The organism is Candidatus Eisenbacteria bacterium (assembly GCA_013140805.1).
Classification (GTDB): domain Bacteria; phylum Eisenbacteria; class RBG-16-71-46; order RBG-16-71-46; family RBG-16-71-46; genus JABFRW01.
The window spans coordinates 1-15,382 of sequence record JABFRW010000136.1 but is presented as its reverse complement, the minus strand read 5'-3'; the positions used below and the strand labels follow the sequence as shown (position 1 = coordinate 15,382).

Annotated in this window: 16 protein-coding genes; 9 read left to right on the top strand and 7 right to left on the bottom strand. The window is 68.6% G+C overall.

The window, feature by feature from the left end:
- Nucleotides 1-3: 3 nt before the first annotated feature.
- Nucleotides 4-1,248, bottom strand: a complete 1,245-nt coding sequence (locus HOP12_10940) for a sensor histidine kinase (GenBank protein NOT34669.1) — start codon at nucleotides 1,246-1,248, stop codon at nucleotides 4-6.
- 136 nt (nucleotides 1,249-1,384) lie between these two features.
- Here HOP12_10940 and HOP12_10935 point away from each other — a divergent pair, with 136 nt between their 5' ends.
- The 8 genes from HOP12_10935 (at nucleotide 1,385) to HOP12_10900 (ending at nucleotide 7,504) form a co-directional block, all read left to right on the top strand.
- Nucleotides 1,385-1,903 carry a hypothetical protein gene (locus HOP12_10935; GenBank protein NOT34668.1) on the top strand — a complete coding sequence of 173 codons (519 nt, stop codon included), beginning with the start codon at nucleotides 1,385-1,387 and terminating at the stop codon, nucleotides 1,901-1,903.
- Between the two features lie 495 nt (nucleotides 1,904-2,398).
- A complete protein-coding gene (locus HOP12_10930) occupies nucleotides 2,399-2,977 on the top strand; it encodes a hypothetical protein (GenBank protein NOT34667.1) in 579 nt (192 codons plus the stop codon).
- Nucleotides 2,978-3,165: 188 nt separating this feature from the next.
- A complete protein-coding gene (locus HOP12_10925) occupies nucleotides 3,166-4,032 on the top strand; it encodes an SPFH domain-containing protein (protein NOT34666.1) in 867 nt (288 codons plus the stop codon).
- Nucleotides 4,033-4,046: 14 nt separating this feature from the next.
- Entirely contained in the window at nucleotides 4,047-4,232 is a 186-nt protein-coding gene (locus HOP12_10920; GenBank protein NOT34665.1) for a hypothetical protein, read from the top strand.
- A complete protein-coding gene (locus HOP12_10915) occupies nucleotides 4,229-4,804 on the top strand; it encodes a hypothetical protein (GenBank protein ID NOT34664.1) in 576 nt (191 codons plus the stop codon). Before HOP12_10920 ends, HOP12_10915 begins: the two co-directional genes overlap by 4 nt.
- 212 nt (nucleotides 4,805-5,016) lie before the next feature.
- Nucleotides 5,017-5,541 carry a metal-dependent transcriptional regulator gene (locus HOP12_10910; protein NOT34663.1) on the top strand — a complete coding sequence of 175 codons (525 nt, stop codon included), beginning with the start codon at nucleotides 5,017-5,019 and terminating at the stop codon, nucleotides 5,539-5,541.
- A gap of 32 nt (nucleotides 5,542-5,573) precedes the next feature.
- A complete protein-coding gene (locus HOP12_10905; protein NOT34662.1) occupies nucleotides 5,574-6,926 on the top strand; it encodes a hypothetical protein in 1,353 nt (450 codons plus the stop codon).
- A 197-nt stretch (nucleotides 6,927-7,123) separates the two neighbouring features.
- On the top strand, nucleotides 7,124-7,504 hold the full coding sequence (locus HOP12_10900; protein NOT34661.1) for a hypothetical protein: 381 nt from the start codon (nucleotides 7,124-7,126) through the stop codon (nucleotides 7,502-7,504).
- 32 nt (nucleotides 7,505-7,536) lie between these two features.
- Here the strand turns inward: HOP12_10900 and HOP12_10895 are convergent, their stop codons facing one another.
- The gene (locus HOP12_10895) at nucleotides 7,537-8,061 is read right to left on the bottom strand and encodes a T9SS type A sorting domain-containing protein (GenBank protein ID NOT34660.1); all 525 of its coding nucleotides are present in this window, start codon (nucleotides 8,059-8,061) and stop codon (nucleotides 7,537-7,539) included.
- A gap of 328 nt (nucleotides 8,062-8,389) precedes the next feature.
- Between HOP12_10895 and HOP12_10890 the strand changes: the two genes are divergently transcribed.
- Nucleotides 8,390-8,929 (top strand): hypothetical protein, encoded by a 540-nt coding sequence (locus HOP12_10890; protein NOT34659.1) that lies wholly within the window; start codon nucleotides 8,390-8,392, stop codon nucleotides 8,927-8,929.
- 174 nt (nucleotides 8,930-9,103) lie between these two features.
- Here the strand turns inward: HOP12_10890 and HOP12_10885 are convergent, their stop codons facing one another.
- The 5 genes from HOP12_10885 to HOP12_10865 form a co-directional block, all read right to left on the bottom strand.
- Nucleotides 9,104-10,573 (bottom strand): HD domain-containing protein, encoded by a 1,470-nt coding sequence (locus tag HOP12_10885; protein NOT34658.1) that lies wholly within the window; start codon nucleotides 10,571-10,573, stop codon nucleotides 9,104-9,106.
- Nucleotides 10,566-12,308, bottom strand: coding sequence for a HEAT repeat domain-containing protein (locus HOP12_10880; GenBank protein ID NOT34657.1), 1,743 nt, complete (start codon nucleotides 12,306-12,308; stop codon nucleotides 10,566-10,568). Before HOP12_10880 ends, HOP12_10885 begins: the two co-directional genes overlap by 8 nt.
- A gap of 133 nt (nucleotides 12,309-12,441) precedes the next feature.
- The gene (locus HOP12_10875; GenBank protein NOT34656.1) at nucleotides 12,442-13,347 is read right to left on the bottom strand and encodes a hypothetical protein; all 906 of its coding nucleotides are present in this window, start codon (nucleotides 13,345-13,347) and stop codon (nucleotides 12,442-12,444) included.
- Between the two features lie 132 nt (nucleotides 13,348-13,479).
- Nucleotides 13,480-15,153 carry a hypothetical protein gene (locus tag HOP12_10870; protein ID NOT34655.1) on the bottom strand — a complete coding sequence of 558 codons (1,674 nt, stop codon included), beginning with the start codon at nucleotides 15,151-15,153 and terminating at the stop codon, nucleotides 13,480-13,482.
- The coding region (locus tag HOP12_10865; protein ID NOT34654.1) for an ABC transporter ATP-binding protein at nucleotides 15,150-15,382 on the bottom strand (233 nt) is incomplete at its 5' end. The genes HOP12_10865 and HOP12_10870, both read right to left, overlap by 4 nt.

Below are 15,382 nucleotides of genomic sequence, written 5' to 3'. Positions count from 1 at the left end.
CGCTCACGGGCGCGCCGTGGCCGGGAGCCACGCCTCGATCCGGAATCCCTTCCCGGGCTCGCTCGTCACCTCGAGGCGACCGCCCAGATCCGTCACCCGTTCGCGCATGCCGAGCAACCCCAGATGCGGCACCGGATCGGCGCCGGTGCCCTGCCCGTCATCGGTGATCTCGAGCGCGATGCCACCGCGCGCGGCGACCAGACGCACCTGAGCACTCCCGGCCTGCGCGTGGCGCACCACGTTCGTGAGCGCCTCCTGCACGATGCGATAGACGACGACCTGCACCGGCTCCGCGGATTCGAGCGCTCCGGGCGCCAGCTCGAGCGTCACGCTCAGGCCACTGCGCGCCTGCATCTCGCGCACCATGGACTCGAGTGCGGCTTCGAGACCGAGGTCGTCGAGTGCCGGCGGCCGCAGCAGATCGCTCACGTTGCGCACCTGCTGCAGCGCGCCCGCGACCAGCGCACTCGCTTCGCGCCGTCCTTCGAGGTCCAGCTCGATCTTGACCGTGGTGAGCGCCTGGCCCACCGAGTCGTGCAGCTCGCGCGCGATGCGGCGGCGCTCGTCCTCCTGGGCGCGGAGCAGCAGGCGGGTGAGCTGCTCGAGTCGCACCGTACGCTCTTCGAGCGAACGCCGGCCCTCGCCCAGTGCCAGCGCGAGCGCCCCGACTGCGGCGGCCACGATCAGCAGCACATCGGCGAACACTCCGTAGAGCACCGCGTTGCCCTGCCCGCGCAGGATCGGGTAGTCGAGGTGATGCAGCGACCAGATCGCGAAAGTGAACGCGAGCGTGAGCGCGCCGCCCGAGGGACGGCGACGGTGGCGACGGAAGAACACGATCGCCGTCCACAGCGTGACGACCGACAACAGCACCGCGCCGGAGATCCCGGCCACCGCCATGTTGTGGAGCTGGAACACCGAGAACGCCGACCACGCGACCGCGGCGACGCCGAACCACAGGTATCGGCGACGCCAGCGCGCGTCCTGTGCGAGCTGCAGCGTCGCCCACAGCAGCGCGAGTGCGGTGAGTGCCGTGGTGACCTGATGCGCGAACAACCACCCCTCGTGGCGCTGCACGAGGAACGCCGAGATGAACACCAGGCGCAACGCGTAGAGCAGCCACGCGGCCGCCCAGGTGGCGTGGAAACGCCCCCAGCCCTGCCGCCACAACCCCACGTGAACGAACGAGAGGGTGAGCGTCAGCAGGGCCTGGAAACCGAGCGCGATGAGGTCGGGAGTCATGATCATGGGCGGGTACTCGCCCGCCGTGTATAGGCCCTCGACGCGCCGACGGCAAGCCGGCAGTTGACCGCGGTCGCACGGCGCGCGAAGGTCCCGGCGGTGCCTGCCGCCCACCCCCCTTCACGCCATCGGAGAGCCACCCATGATGAACCGCGAGACGTTTCTCACTCTGTGGGACAACCTGCGCCAGCGCCACGGCATCACGCTGCGCCTGATCGATGCGCTGCCGGCCGATCGCATCGATTCGAATCCGATCCCCAACATGCGCACGCCGAAGCAACTGCTCTTTCACCTCTACGGTCAGCTGGTGCGCGAAGTCGCGAAGGGCGTGGTGAGCGGCGAGGTCCTGGACACTCCGGACGAGGCAATCTCGGCGCTCAAGACCAAGGACGATCTGGTGCGCTTCGTGAACCAGTGCTGGGTCGACGCCGACCGCGCCGCCCAGTCGGTCACCGACGCGCAGCTCGGCCGAATGATGAAGACCCCGTGGGGCTCCGAGATGCCGGGCGCCATGGCGTGGACGGTCCTCAACGACGAGTTCCTGCATCACCGCGGTCAGCTTTTCGCGTACGTGCGAGCACTCGGCCACGACGTCCCCATGATGTGGGACTTCGCGCACAATGCCCCGGAATATCAGCCGAAAGCACACGCCAAGGGCTGATCCGCACCGCGCGAGCGCGGCGGATGAGATGACCGCTCCATAGGCTCGTCCTACCCGGTGGCTGATCCCACTCATGCTCCGTGAGGACCCGACGGACCGCCGGCTGCCAGAGTCACGGAGGGCTGGAAGGCGATGGCGATCGCGGGCCTCGCCGAACGCGAGTAGCACTTCGGCAATCTCGGCATCGGCGCGATCGAGGCGCCGAACCGTGCGCAGGACCTGCGGGTGCGCGGCGACGCGCATGCCTTCACGCTGACCGCGCGCACCGATACGCATCCGCGTCCTGCACGCACGCGCGCTCGATTCCCGCGGGGTCGAGTTCCGTGACGCTTCCGATGCGCAGGTGCTGCGCTACGACGGACTCGTGGTGCTGGACGCCGACGGCGTGGCGCTCGACGCGACGATGACACCGGTCGCCGGCGGCTTCGAGCTCCGCGTCGCCGACGCTGCGGCGCGTTATCCGATCGTGATCGATCCGCTCGCGACCACTCCGGTGTGGACCGGGGCGGGCGTCACGGTCAACACGAGCCTCGGCTTCTCGGTTTCGACGGCATCGGCATCGCACGCGGCACCTACGGCGCGACCCAGTCGCCGGCGTTCGGCTTCAGCTTCTCCTCGGCCGGGCTGACGTGTGCGGGCGCCGACAATCCGTGTCACTGGCGGGCACGGCTCGAGTCGCGGAGTCCGTTCTTCCCGCGCTCACCGTGGTTCTCGCCGTCGGGCAATTCTCCGACCGAGGCCGACGTTCGCACTTCGGCGCCGGTGGTCGGCATCGACCCCGAAGCTCCCGCTCCGAGCACGCTCGCGTTCGCGGCGCCGTACCCGAACCCGACTCACGGACGCACTTCACTTTCGTTCGCGCTGCCGCGTACGGGCGAGATCCGACTGGTGGTCCGCGATCTGCAGGGTCGCACCACGCGGATGCTCGCGGCGGGTTGGTGGCCGGCAGGACGCCACGCGATCGCGCGGGACGGGCGCAGTGAGTCGGGTGACGCCGCGGCTCCGGGTGTCTACTTCATCTCGCTCGAGAGCCAGGGGGAGCGCACGAACCAGAGGATCACGCTGGTTCGATAGGGCCGCCGCTCCTTCCGGTCGTAAGCGAAACGCCTCGCGGGAACCCACGGGGCGTTTCGTCGTTCCAGGCCAAGCTGCTGCGGCACAACGGGTCGCAAGATCGCTGCAACCTGTGAGACGGGGCTGGCCGTAGTGATACCGTTGTGATATCACTCTGACATCAACCCAATCCCCGGGAGGAGATCATGATCCGCGAGAAGGCCGCCTCGTCTGCGCCTGGAATCCCGATGTTGCTGTTCCTGTTCGTGATGTTCGCCGCTTCGATCTTCATGCTGATCTCGATGGCGCGCGTCGAGAACCTCGCCGGCATCCTCGCCTCGGTCGCGATCCTGATCGCCTCGAGCGTGAGCTTCGGCGGGCTGCGCGTGGTCAATCCGAACGAGGCGCACGTCGTCACGCTGTTCGGTCGGTACACCGGATCGCTGCGACTGCCCGGCATGTGGTGGATCAATCCGTTCTCGACCACCAAGCGAATCTCGATGCGCGTTCGCAACTTCGAGAGCTCGAAGCTCAAGGTCAACGATGCCGACGGCAACCCGATCGAGATCGGCGCCGTGGTGGTGTGGCAGGTGGTCGATTCGGCCGAGGCGCTGTTCCAGGTCGACAACTACCAGGAGTTCATGAGCGTCCAGAGCGAAGCCGCCCTGCGCAATCTGGCGACCTCGCATCCGTATGACGCACGCGACGAGAAGATCCTGTCGCTGCGGATGGCCAGCGCCGAGATGAACGACGCGCTGCGCCACGAAGTGCAATCGCGCCTCGACAAAGCGGGCGTGCAGGTGGTCGAGGCTCGCATCAGCCACCTCGCCTACGCTCCCGAGATCGCCGGCGCGATGCTGCGTCGCCAGCAGGCGAGCGCCGTGGTCTCGGCGCGAAAGACGATCGTGCAGGGTGCCGTCGGCATGGTCGAGATGGCGCTCGAGGAGCTGTCGAAGAAGCACGTGGTGCAGCTCGACGAGGAACGCAAGGCCGCGATGGTCAGCAACATGCTGGTCGTGCTGTGCAGCGAACACTCCGTCCAGCCGGTCGTCAACACCGGCACGCTCTACCACTAGATCGCGAGCCCGCCATGTCGGAACGCCGACCCTTCCTGCTGCGCCTCGATCCGAAGACGCTCGAGGCGTTGCAGCGTTGGGCTGCAGACGAACTGCGAAGCCTGAACGGGCACATCGAGTTCGTGCTGCGCCGTGCGCTGATCGACGAAGGACGTCTGTCCGACGGATCGAAGCGCACACCCAAACCGAGGAAACCGTGAGCGTGCGGCCGCTGAGCGAACGCATCGGGCAGGAGATGGAATGGGAATGCACCAGCTTCTGGGGCACTTGCTGGGAGCTGCGCGCAGGCTCCGAGGTGATGGCGAAGGTCTCGCGAGTGAAGTGGTGGAGCGAGCGCATGGTCGCGACGCTGGAAGCTCGCAGCTACCGCGTCGCGACGAACTGGCGCAGTCACCTCCGCGTGTTCGACGCAGATCGTGCGCGCGACCCGCACGCCGCACCGCTGCTGGTCTACGTGCCGATCGGACTGCGTCGTGACGAGGCGGCGAAGCGCGCCGGGCTCGGCGCAAGTCTTCAGCAGGGGCGCCTGATGCGCGGCGGCCAGCTCGTGGCGTGGGTGCGGCGCCCGCGCTTTTTCGGGCGGTCCTACGAGCTGGTCGATCCCGCGGGCCAGGTGCTCGCGAACTTCGAAACACTCGGCGGAGCGTTTCGGGTGTGCCGCCAAGTGCGCGTGACCATCGCCGCGCGGGCACGCGGACTCGAGGGCCTGTCACTTCTCGTCATGCTCGCCGGCTGGGCGGTGATCTGCGGGCGGCGCCCCAAGAGCTCCTAGCTCATTCGTATCGCAGCGCCTCGGCACTCACGCCGAGATCGGTGAGCACCTGCGGCCCCAGCACCGCGGTGCGCGTGCGGGCCGCCGAACCGCGCGGACTCACCTTCGAAATCGAGCTTCCGGCCCTTGACTGAGCTCCTGCGATCCGCTTTCTTAGGGTCCCCTAACATACGATAGTCACCCCTGTCGATTCGAGCCCCGGAGGCACCGCGATGCTGTCAGGCAAACAAGTGCAGTCGCGCGAGCTGACTCCGAGCCACGAGCACTATCTGCGCGCCATCTGGGCGGTGCGCTCGGAACGCGGCTATGCCCGGCTGAGCGACGTGGCGCGAGAACTCGAGATCTCGAACGCGACCCTGTCGGTCGGACTCAAGCCGCTCGAGCAGCGCGAACTGCTCAGCCACGACGATCGCCGCTTCCTGGTGTTGACCCCGAGCGGTGAACGCGTCGCGCGTGAAGTGCACCATCGATTCCAGGTCGCGCGCATGTTCCTGCACGACGTGCTGGGGGTCGATGAGGCGCAGGCCGATGCCGAAGCGTGCCGGCTCGAGCACGATCTGTCCGGCCAGACGGTCGAACGGTTGCTCGATCTCATCAAGCTGCTGCGCGAGGACCGCGAGCTGCGCGAGTTCTTCCAGCGCCGCTACACCGAGTATCACCGCCAGTGCCGGCCGACCACCGAGTGCGCAACCTGCGACCTCGCGTGCATGGGGACGCCGGGGCCCGGCATCGCGTGAGGGCAGCACCCGCCCTGCGGCGACGTACTGGCGTGCGGCGGGCGCTCGGTGTTGCGCGTGGCGTAGCGGTCGCGCTCGCGCTGCTCGCGGGCGCACCGAGCGCGCGCGCGCAGGAGGATCCGGTCGAAGTGCTCGAGCGCAAGGTCGCGGCACTCGAGGCCAAGGTCACGGCACTCGAGTCACGTGCCCACGACGACACCACTGCACGCCCGCAGTCGCGGTGGCTGGCGCCTGCCGCCGGCCGCGTCTATGCCGTGCGCTCCGGGGTGACGATCGGCGGCTACGGACAGGCCCTGTACGAAAACTTCGATCGCCTGCGCGAGAACGAGCAGCTCGCGCATCGGCTCGATCGCGTGAGCCTGCTGCGACACGGGCTCTACGTGGGCTATCGATTCGACGATCAGTTGCTGATCAACACCGCGGTCGCGTTCGAGCACGGCGGGGTGCGGAATCGCGCCGACGTCGAGGGACTCACCGACCTCGCGACCGCCGAAGTGCTCGGCGTGGCGACGCTCAGCGGAGAAGTGGTCATCGACTTCGCATACGTCGAATGGTCCGCTTCGCCACGCTTCGGCCTGCGTGGGGGGCTGCTGCTGGCCCCGCTCGGACTCACGAACGAGTGGCACGATCCGACCGTGGTGCTCGGGGCTTATCGCCCCGAAGTCGAGCTGCGCATCCTCCCGACTCCCTGGAGCACGCTCGGACTCGCGGCATTCGGGGCCTTCGACAGCGGCCTCGAGTGGCGCGTGCACGTGACCGAGGGGCTCGACGCCGACGGCTTCAGCGCCGCCGACGGCTTTCGTGGTGGGCGCCAGCACGGCTCGAACGCGATCCTGACGCAGCCGGGGCTCAGCGCCCGGCTCGACTGGCACACTCCGATCGGTCTCATGATCGGCGGCGCCGCCTACACCGGTGACTCGTGGCAGCAGTTCCAGCCGCCGGGAGTCACGCTCGAGCCGCGCGTCACGCTCTATGAAGGTCACCTGCGCTGGAGCGGGCATGGCCTCGAGCTGCGCGCGCTTCACGCGCAGGGCACGCTCGCCGATGCGAGCGAGCTGTCGGATGAACTCGCGCTCGTCAGCACCAATCGACTCGGCGAGTCGTTCCTCGGCAGCTACGTCGAGGGGGCCTTCGACGTGTTGACCCGCATCGCTCCCGGCTCGCGCTGGAGCGTCTCCCCGTTCGCGCGCTGGGAGCACTACGACACGCAGAACGACGTGCCCGGCGGCGCCGAGAATCCCGCCTTCGAGCGCACCGTTTTCACCGGTGGACTCGCCCTCCGGCCGCACCCTAGCGTGATGCTCGAAGCGGATCGCCAGTGGCGGCGTGACGAAGCGACCGCCGCGATCTCCCAGTGGAATCTGTCGCTCGGGTATCGCTTCTAGCTCCGGCGCGAAACCGGTTTTGCACAGCTAAAAGCACCCGGAGTTCTGCCGCGTTCGCGCCCCATTCGTGCAGCGCCGCGCTCCGATCGAGGCACTCGAGCGCGCGCGCGGCTGGCGATTCACGCAAGCCCTGCCTACGCTCCTCTCACTCGCGTGCCGCGGCATCTCGACGTTTCGATCTCGGAGGCTTCCGTACCATGTCTCGCAATCTGCTGGTTCCCGTGGCCGTACTCGGCCTCGTCGCCTCGATCGCAATCTTCACCGGATGCGGCGGAGATGATTCGAATCCCGCCGGACCTCCGGGCGGTGGCGGCACGCTCGAACTGAACTCGGGCAACATGCCGCTGAACCGATCCTACGAACACACCTTCGCGACCAATGGTGCGTTCCCCTACCACTGCAACATCCACTCCTTCATGACCGCATCGGTGACTGTGGCGGCGGCCGGCGCGGACTCGGCGCTCGTGAACATCAGCGGCAGCGCGTTCTCGCAGCCGAACGTCACCATCAGGACGAACGGCAAGGTGCGGTGGGTAAACCTGGACGCGGCGATCAACCACACCGTGACGAGCGACTGAGGAACCGGCAGCGGCGGCTCGCGAGCTGCGTTCTACCGCACCACCACGATCCGTCGCTGGGCGACGATCACTGCCTCGACTCGCACGCGAGCGAAGTAGACGCCGGCGTGGTCGAGCGGCGCACGCCACTCGAGGCTTTGATATCCGGCGGCGAACGCTCGCGGCGCGAGTGCGCCGACCGGCCGCCCCGCGAGGTCGAACACTTCCAGGCTCACGCTCGCCGCGTGCGGCAGCGCGACGGCGAAACGCACCGTTCCCGGTGACGGGCTCGGAAACGCGGGGCCGATCGCGATCGCGTGCGGCAACCGGAGCGTTTCGTCGGGCGGCTCCAGTCCTACCACGCGCGAGCCTCCGAAGCTCCAGAACCCGTGGCTCAGTGCGTGGACCGACGAGGCGCTGCGACCGACCGTCGCCTGCCCGAGCGTCCCGCGCAGCACCTGCGATGCATTGCTCGAGCGCCCGCCGCCGTTGGCGATCACCTCGCCGCTCGGGTGCGCTTCGGCGTCTCGGCTGACGAACAGCAGGACCAGCGCTCCGATCAACACGCGCCGCTTCATCGCGGAATCTCCGGGTGTGGCAAACCCGCCGGAGTCGCCTCCGTACGTCGGGCTCGGCTCGAACGAACTCGAGCCTAGTGATGCGGTCCCGCGATGTCACGAGATTCCAAAGCACCGCAACGCGGCGCGACATCGCGGCACCGTGCGTGTGGCGTCGATGCCACACCCTCCGCACCGACACCCGACGGGCACGCGAAAAACGCGGCGAAATCGTCTGAAATCCATGCGATCCGCGCAAATCGGCGCCGCACCGGCCAGTGGCACGCCGCCTGCTCTAGTACCTCTGCAGAGAACTTCGCTCGCCCTGATTCACGTCGAGGAGGAAACCATGAAGACTCGCCAACCCATGCTCGTGCTCGCAGCCAGTGTCGCCGCGGCGCTCACGATCGGCAGCCTGTGGTCGGATGCGCAGGCGGATCGCGGTCGTCACGGTCGCGATCACGACCGTCGCTACAGGGGCAATCGCCGCGTCGAGGTGGTGCGTTGCGCTCCGCGCGTCGTCTACGTGAACTCGCCTCATCGCGTGGTGGTGCGCCCCGGCTTCGCGCGGTTGGTGCTCGCCGGCGTGATCGGCGGCATGCATGTCTCGGCCAACTTCGGCGACGCCTGCCCGGTCGGCTACGGCTACTGGGACCCCTATTGCGACGTGCGCTTCACGAGCCTTCGCGCCTATCGGCGCCACAGCGAACACGAGCGGCACGCCTATCGCCTGCGCGTGATCGAGGATCGCGACGTCACGTACCGCGGCTGGCAGGACGGCCATGGCGACCGGACGTCGGATCGCGACGAGGGTCGCGACTGGGACCGTGACGACGATCATTCTCACGACCACGACGACGATCGCGGCTGGGACGGCGACCGCCGCTAGTCGGTGAGTCATCGCAGCACCGCAGGAAAAAGTGGGTTCGTAGCGGCGCGGCCGGAGACGGGGAGCGTCCAGGTACGCGGGCGGACCCACCCACGCAGCGGGTGGCATCGAAAGATGCCGCCCGTTTGCGCATTGGGGCCGCGCGGGCCGGGGCCGCGGGCGCCGGGGCCGCGATCAGGCCGCGAGCAGCTCCGAGGTGCTGGTCTCGATGCTCTCGGGCGGAAGGATCTTCGCCACCGCCACGTGGCGCGGCATCGGCGCCCACTCTTCATGCTGATCGGCGGGTGGCGCCGAGCCGTCGGGGCGCAGGATCACACGCACCGAGGGACGCGCGACGTCTTCGGGATTGGGGCTGATCACCAGCACGATGTGCCCGCTGTCGGTCTGCAGCAGCGTGCCGGCCGGATAGAGCCCCACGGTCTTCACCAGCGCCCACAGCGCCGCGGGATCGAAGTTGAGCCTCGCGTCCCCGACCAGGTACTGCAGGCCCTCGAAGGCCGTGCGCGGGCGCTTGTGATAGGCGCGGTGCGCGGTGATGGCGTCGAAGCAATCCGCCACCGACACGATCCGCGACAGCGTGCTCTGCCCCCAGTCACCCTTCACCTCGGGATAGCCGGTGCGATTGAAGTTCATGTGGTGTTCGAGGCACACGCGCATCGCGTCGAGCGTCACCGCGGTGAGCCCCGGCATGCGCGTCATCATCTTGACGCCTTCCAGCGGGTGGCGGCGCATCAGCCGCCATTCGTCGCTCGAGAGTGCGGCGGGCTTGCGCAGCACGTCGCCCGGCACCGCGATCTTGCCAATGTCGTGCAGCAGCGCCGCCACGCCGAGATCCGCCAGCACCTGGCGTGACAGACCGAGCTGCTGTCCCATGCCGATCGAGAGCACCGACACGTTGACGCAATGCGCGTAGGTGTACTCGTCGTGATCCTTGAGTGCCGTCAGACCGACCACCGAGTACTCGTGATTCATGATGCTGTCGACCACCGGCTGCACCAGTCGCTTGGCCTGCCGAAGATCGGGGCGGCCGGTCTGACGCGCCCTCAGGACGACTCGCTTGGTGCCGAGCACTGCCCGCCAGAACACCCGCTTGGCGCGGCCGCGTTCGGTGTTCTCGCGCTTCTGGTCGAGCGCTTGCGTGAACTCGCTGTCCTCGAGATCCGAAGCCGGAATGATCACCACGTGCTCGACGCTGGCCTCCCGCAACGTCTCGCTCAGGCGCTCGGCGAGCGCTCCGGTCTCGGCCGCCATCAGGAGCTGGAAGAACCGTTCAAACTCGGCCTCGCTGATGCCTTCGAGGAAGCGGATCCCGCCCACCGCGCGGCGCTCGAACTCGGCCATCAGCGAGTGATAGACCGGCAGCAGCGAGGCGTTCGCACGCACCCGCACGCCGTTCAGATAGAAGTGCTCGCCGACCGCGACCAGCGTGACGTCGTCATGCTCGGCTTCGAAGGTTTCGCCGATCAGCCCCAGGAACTCGCGGGCCTGGCGCTGGAACGCCTGATTCGCCACGTCGTAGGTGCGCGCGGTCCGCATCATGGCGGACAGTTTGAGCAGGAACTGCGGCCCGAGCGTGGCGAGCGAACCGCCGTCGCCGTTCGCGCCTCCGCCCGCTCCGGGGCTCATGGCGTTGGCGTCAGTCACGTTCGTTGAACCCCAGGAGCGCCATTTCGCACGCCTGCCGGACCGGCCCGCGTTTCGAGGTGCGTCCGCGCTCGAGCACCTGCTTCGACAATGGCGTCCCGATCCGTGCGAGGCATCGCGCGACCGCCTGACGGTGTCCTTCCTGAGTGCGCGAGAACCAGTTGCCCTTGAGCAGCTCGGCCTCGAGTTCGCCGACCACTTCGTCGCCACCGATCGACGAGATCGCGGTATAGATCGCGCGCTTCTCCTCGGGCGAGCGCTGCTCGAAGGTCGGTTCGAGCATGAAGCCCAGCACCAGCTTCGCGGTCGCTGCGTGCTTCTCGACGCTGAGCTGGTGCAGCACGGCGCAGAACGTGCGCGCTTCGGTTCCGTCGAGCAGCTTGAGCAGCATCGGCCGGGCGACCCGTGCGCTGACCTGGCCGAGTGCGGCGACCGCCTCCTGCCGCACGCGCGGCTCGGGGTGCCGCAGGGCGACCTGCAGCATGCCGGCGATCGAGTCGGTTCCGATCCAGCCCAGGATGTGCACGATGTTGCGCACCACGTACCAGCGACGATCCGACAGATAGGGCGCGAGGCGTTCGGGATTGGCGCGGCACAGATCGGCGATCGCTTCGGCGATCAGTCTTCGGTTGCGGCGCTGCTGGCTCTCGCCCAGCACCAGCGTGAGAAAGTCCACACCGGTGTCGCCGAACTCACGTGCGAACGCGATGAACTCGGCGAGCGAGTTCGCTTCCTGCTGATCCAGATGCTCGGTGACGCTCGAAATCGAGATCGGCTGCAGCATTTCCTGCGACAGATTCTGGCGCGCCCCTTCCTCGTCGCCGATCTCGGACATCAGAGAGATCGCCTCGCGCGCCTCGAGCCATGCGCCGCGACCGATCGAGAGCCGCAGGAGTCGCGGCACGAAGCGGCCGAACTCGAGACGGTCCTCGGGCACCACGCCGGTGGTGAGTGCCGCGCGCAGGATCGCGAGTGCCGTGGTCACCGGAGCCACGTTGCGCTCGGCTTCGTACTGGGTCGCGAAGCGCTGGACTTCATGGCGCGCCAGGGTCTCGAGCGTCGCGAAGCCCTTCTCGACTTCGCCCGAGTCGTCGCTCACGGTCCAGTCGTCGGAGCGGCCCTCGGGCTTGGCGCCGATCTCTTCGCCGCTGGCGTCGAGTTCGGGCGTCTCGCCGTCTTCGACCTGGCCCGGCTGTGGCCACGGCACCAGCTCGCCCGCGTCGTCCGCTTCGCCGGGTCCGCCACCGAAGTCGCCCTCGGACGGCACCGAGTCGATCTCGAGGTGTTCGAGCTGCGCTTCCCACAGCAGCGTGACGAGGTCGTCCTGACCGATGTTCTGCCCGGTGACCTGAAGCACGCTCTCGACCAGCGAGTCGATCTCGCGCGGCAGCACGCCCACATTGAACGTGATCGAACGCACGCCGTCGCGGTAGAACGGCAGTGCCAGATTGTCCTCGCGCGAACGCGCCGGATAGAGCGACACCTCTTCGCACACCACGTCGTCCGCGGTGAACTCGACCGTGAAGCCGCCGTGTTCCTCGAGCAGCTTGGCGAGCGCCGCAACCAGTTCGTCGCGGAACCGCACCACGGTCGGGTTGTTGGAGTCGTAGAGCCGGCAGGTCTTGAGCGTGCGCCCCAGCTGATTGACCCACGAGTAGACCGCCTTGATCCGGGCGTCATGAAGATTGCCGCGGCTCGTGGTAGCGGTTGGGTCCTGTGGGGCGATGTGGGCCATGGGCGATCCGTGCCTCGATGGGGCCCGGCGAAATGCCGGGAGGTCGCTCGGATCATCGGCCCGGTCGGCCCTGTGCTTGAGGGGCCGGAACGCGGGCCGGGCCAGCGGCGGGGCGGCCGAGGCCTGACGTCGCTCAGAGGCCGAACAGGCCGCCGAGCCGTCGCGCCAGCATGCCGGCGTCTGCGGCGACTCCGGCCGTCATTCCGAGGCCGTCCGCGCCGGATCCGCCGTCACTGTCGACGCACAGGTCGAAGAACGCCCGCAGTGGCCTGCCGGTCTCGACCACCCCCGCCGGAGTTGCGGTGGCGCGGCCGGCGGCGGGTGCCGCCGGAGCCTCGCCGAGGCGAGAGAACCCGCCGAGGCGGCTCACGATGCGAAACCGCAGATTCCAGCGGCCCTTCGAGTCGGCGGGTCCGAACAGCTCGTTGCGCCCGTTCTTCACCTCGACCAGCGATCCTTCGAAGATGCCGATGTCGCGCTCGAATCCGAATCCGATCGTATTCACGTCGATGAAGTCGTACTCGGTGCCGCGCGCCAGGATGATTCCGCCCTCGTAACGCACGAACAGTGAGGTTCCTGCGTCGCCATCGACGATCCCGAGCGGCACCTGCAGCCCGATGCCGCCGAACACCTCGAGCGTCGGAGCTTCCTCGATCGGCGCCGCGATCACGCCGACCGGCACCGCGTCGGGATCGATCGCGAACACACGCTCGGCCACGGTGGTGCGGCCCGAGACGCGCAGTCCGGGACCGGGCTTGCCCTTCATGGGCATGCGCATGACGTCGAAGTCGAACTCCATGCCGGCGTGCAGCCCGTCGGAAACCGAGAGCCCGAGGCTGTCGGCCTGCCGCGACTGAAAGCGTTCGAACTGCCTTCCGAAGAGGAGATCGACGCGGAAGCGATCGGCTTCAGCGTGCGCGGCAGACGCGCCGATGCACCACGACGCAAGCGAACACGCGAGCGCGAGCGCGAACGCGAACGAAGTGCGCGGCGCGAACGCTGCGTGACGACTCGAGACCTGGCAGCGCGGCTTTCGCATCAGCCCTCCGTGGCGCGAAGCGGACTTTCGAAGCGAACCCTGGGACGATGACGCGCCGCTGAATCGGCGCGCCACGTCGAGCTCAGTGTCGGTCGAATCGGCGCCCCCGTGAGGGAGGCGCGGCGAATCGGCTCAGCCGACCAGGCGCCGCCGGCGCGCGGCCATCGCCACCGTCAGCATGCCCGCAGTCGCGATCGCGAAACCGAACGCGGTGCCGAACGCACCGGCGGGCACACTCGCGCCGCCGAAGTCGAGCGCCGGCACGCCGTTCAGAGGGCCGGCGTACCACAGCATCAGGTAGCTGGCCTCGAACAGGCGCGTGCTGCCGGTCAGTACGCCGCACGCGAGCGCGAACGCCGGCACGAACGTCACTCCGACCAGCCACGCGGCGAACGGGGCACCGTCCCCCGCAAGCGCCAGCCGCGCGCCGATCGGAGCGCTGATCGCGAGCGCCAGCACCGCCCCCGCGAGCCAGGTCGCGAGCAGCGGCCGCACCACCGGTTGCGGCACCGAGAACAGCACGCCGCTGGTGCCGAAGCGTTGCTCTCGGGTGCCGAACGGTGACCAGATCAACAGCGGCCAGATCCACGCGAGAGCACTCACGATGCGAGCGCCGTGCGGCAGCGGAACGAAGCAGCCCGCGATCACGATGCCGAGCGCGGCGAGCAGCCACCAGCGCGAAACGCCCTTGATCGCGATCGTCAGCTCGGCGCGCGCGAGGCCCGCGAGGTCGAATCCCGAGCGCACCGGAACTGCGACGAGCCGTTCCGCCGGCGTGCGGGAGTCGCGCGCGACCGCCGTGACTCCGCCACCCGCGATCGCGTCGTCGAGTGGCGCGAAGGCCGGGACCGCACCCGCCGACGCATCGAGACGCCCGAACCACAGGCGACGCCCCCACGAACGCATGCCGTCGCGCGCGAGCCGGGGCTCCGCGAAGCGATCGAACGGAATCGCGGCGAGCGCCATGACTCCGAATGCGATCACGAACCACGACAGGCGCGCGAGGATCACTTCGAGCGTCCAGCCCGGGCCGTTCCAATCGAACGAATGCACCCCGATGGTGCGCGCCTTGTCGGAGATCTGGATCCCGACCGAGAAGTTGCTCAACGTGGCGTGCGCTTCGGGGAAGCGCTCCCGGCACGCATCCACCATGCTCGGCAGCAGGGTGCTCAGACCGAACGGATCACCGAGTCGCGACTGGCCGAGGCGCGAGACCGGTCCGCCCGGAACTCCGATCGTGGCCCACGCGAAGAACCACACCACGTTGCCGAGGCCGCCGCGCAGCACCGGGAGCGCCTCGAACAGCACCGCGGTCGCGGCAACCAGCGCCATGAACGGCAGCGTCACCAGGACCAGCGGCGCGAGCAGCGCGAGCGGTTCGAGCGTGCGCACCTCGCCGCGCACCAGCTGCAGCACCGCGCCACTCACTGCCACCACGCCGATCATGCTCGCGAGCACCAGCAGATTGCTGACGCCCTTGGCGACGACGTAGCGGACCCGCGACAGCGGTGTCGCCGCGAGCAAAGCGCCGACCCCGGACTCGCGGTCGCGCTCGATCGAGTTCTTCACCAGGTAGAAACCGATCAGACCCAGGAACGCGTTCGCGAGGAACGTGAGCTGCGCGCCGACCCACGCCGAGTTGTAGAGCCCGCGATGGCCGGCGATCGAGAGCGTGAGGTAGTCGGAGCCGGTCGGCGGCAGGAACACCTGCGCGGCCCACACCATCGCGATCAGCGTGACGAGAAACGAATAGCGCCGCGAGCGTTCCTTGAAGTCGGCGATCGCCAGTCCGACGAGTGCGGTCATGCGGCCGCGACGCCGGGCGCCGGTTCGGTGGCGCCTCGCGCCGCGGCGACGTGATGCAGGTAGACCTCTTCGAGCGTCGGAGCGACCGGCCGCGCGTCCGCGACCGGTGCGGAACCCGCCACGATACGCACGTTGACCCGATCGCCGTGGCGCACGAACCCACTCACCAGGTGGCGGCCGCGCAGCTCTCGCATCGCGTCGACCGGCACCTGCGCTTCCCAGACCTGAC

Excerpts from the sequence above, each read along its gene's own strand:
- HOP12_10920 (NOT34665.1), top strand. The coding sequence starts at position 4,047 with ATGTCGGAACGCCGACCCTTCCTGCTGCGCCTCGATCCGAAGACGCTC.
- HOP12_10935 (NOT34668.1), top strand. The coding sequence starts at position 1,385 with ATGATGAACCGCGAGACGTTTCTCACTCTGTGGGACAACCTGCGCCAG.
- HOP12_10900 (NOT34661.1), top strand. The coding sequence starts at position 7,124 with ATGTCTCGCAATCTGCTGGTTCCCGTGGCCGTACTCGGCCTCGTCGCC.
- HOP12_10910 (NOT34663.1), top strand. The coding sequence starts at position 5,017 with ATGCTGTCAGGCAAACAAGTGCAGTCGCGCGAGCTGACTCCGAGCCAC.
- HOP12_10890 (NOT34659.1), top strand. The coding sequence starts at position 8,390 with ATGAAGACTCGCCAACCCATGCTCGTGCTCGCAGCCAGTGTCGCCGCG.
- HOP12_10895 (NOT34660.1), bottom strand. The coding sequence starts at position 8,061 with ATGAAGCGGCGCGTGTTGATCGGAGCGCTGGTCCTGCTGTTCGTCAGC.
- HOP12_10940 (NOT34669.1), bottom strand. The coding sequence starts at position 1,248 with ATGATCATGACTCCCGACCTCATCGCGCTCGGTTTCCAGGCCCTGCTG.
- HOP12_10870 (NOT34655.1), bottom strand. The coding sequence starts at position 15,153 with ATGACCGCACTCGTCGGACTGGCGATCGCCGACTTCAAGGAACGCTCG.
- HOP12_10880 (NOT34657.1), bottom strand. The coding sequence starts at position 12,308 with ATGGCCCACATCGCCCCACAGGACCCAACCGCTACCACGAGCCGCGGC.
- HOP12_10875 (NOT34656.1), bottom strand. The coding sequence starts at position 13,347 with ATGCGAAAGCCGCGCTGCCAGGTCTCGAGTCGTCACGCAGCGTTCGCG.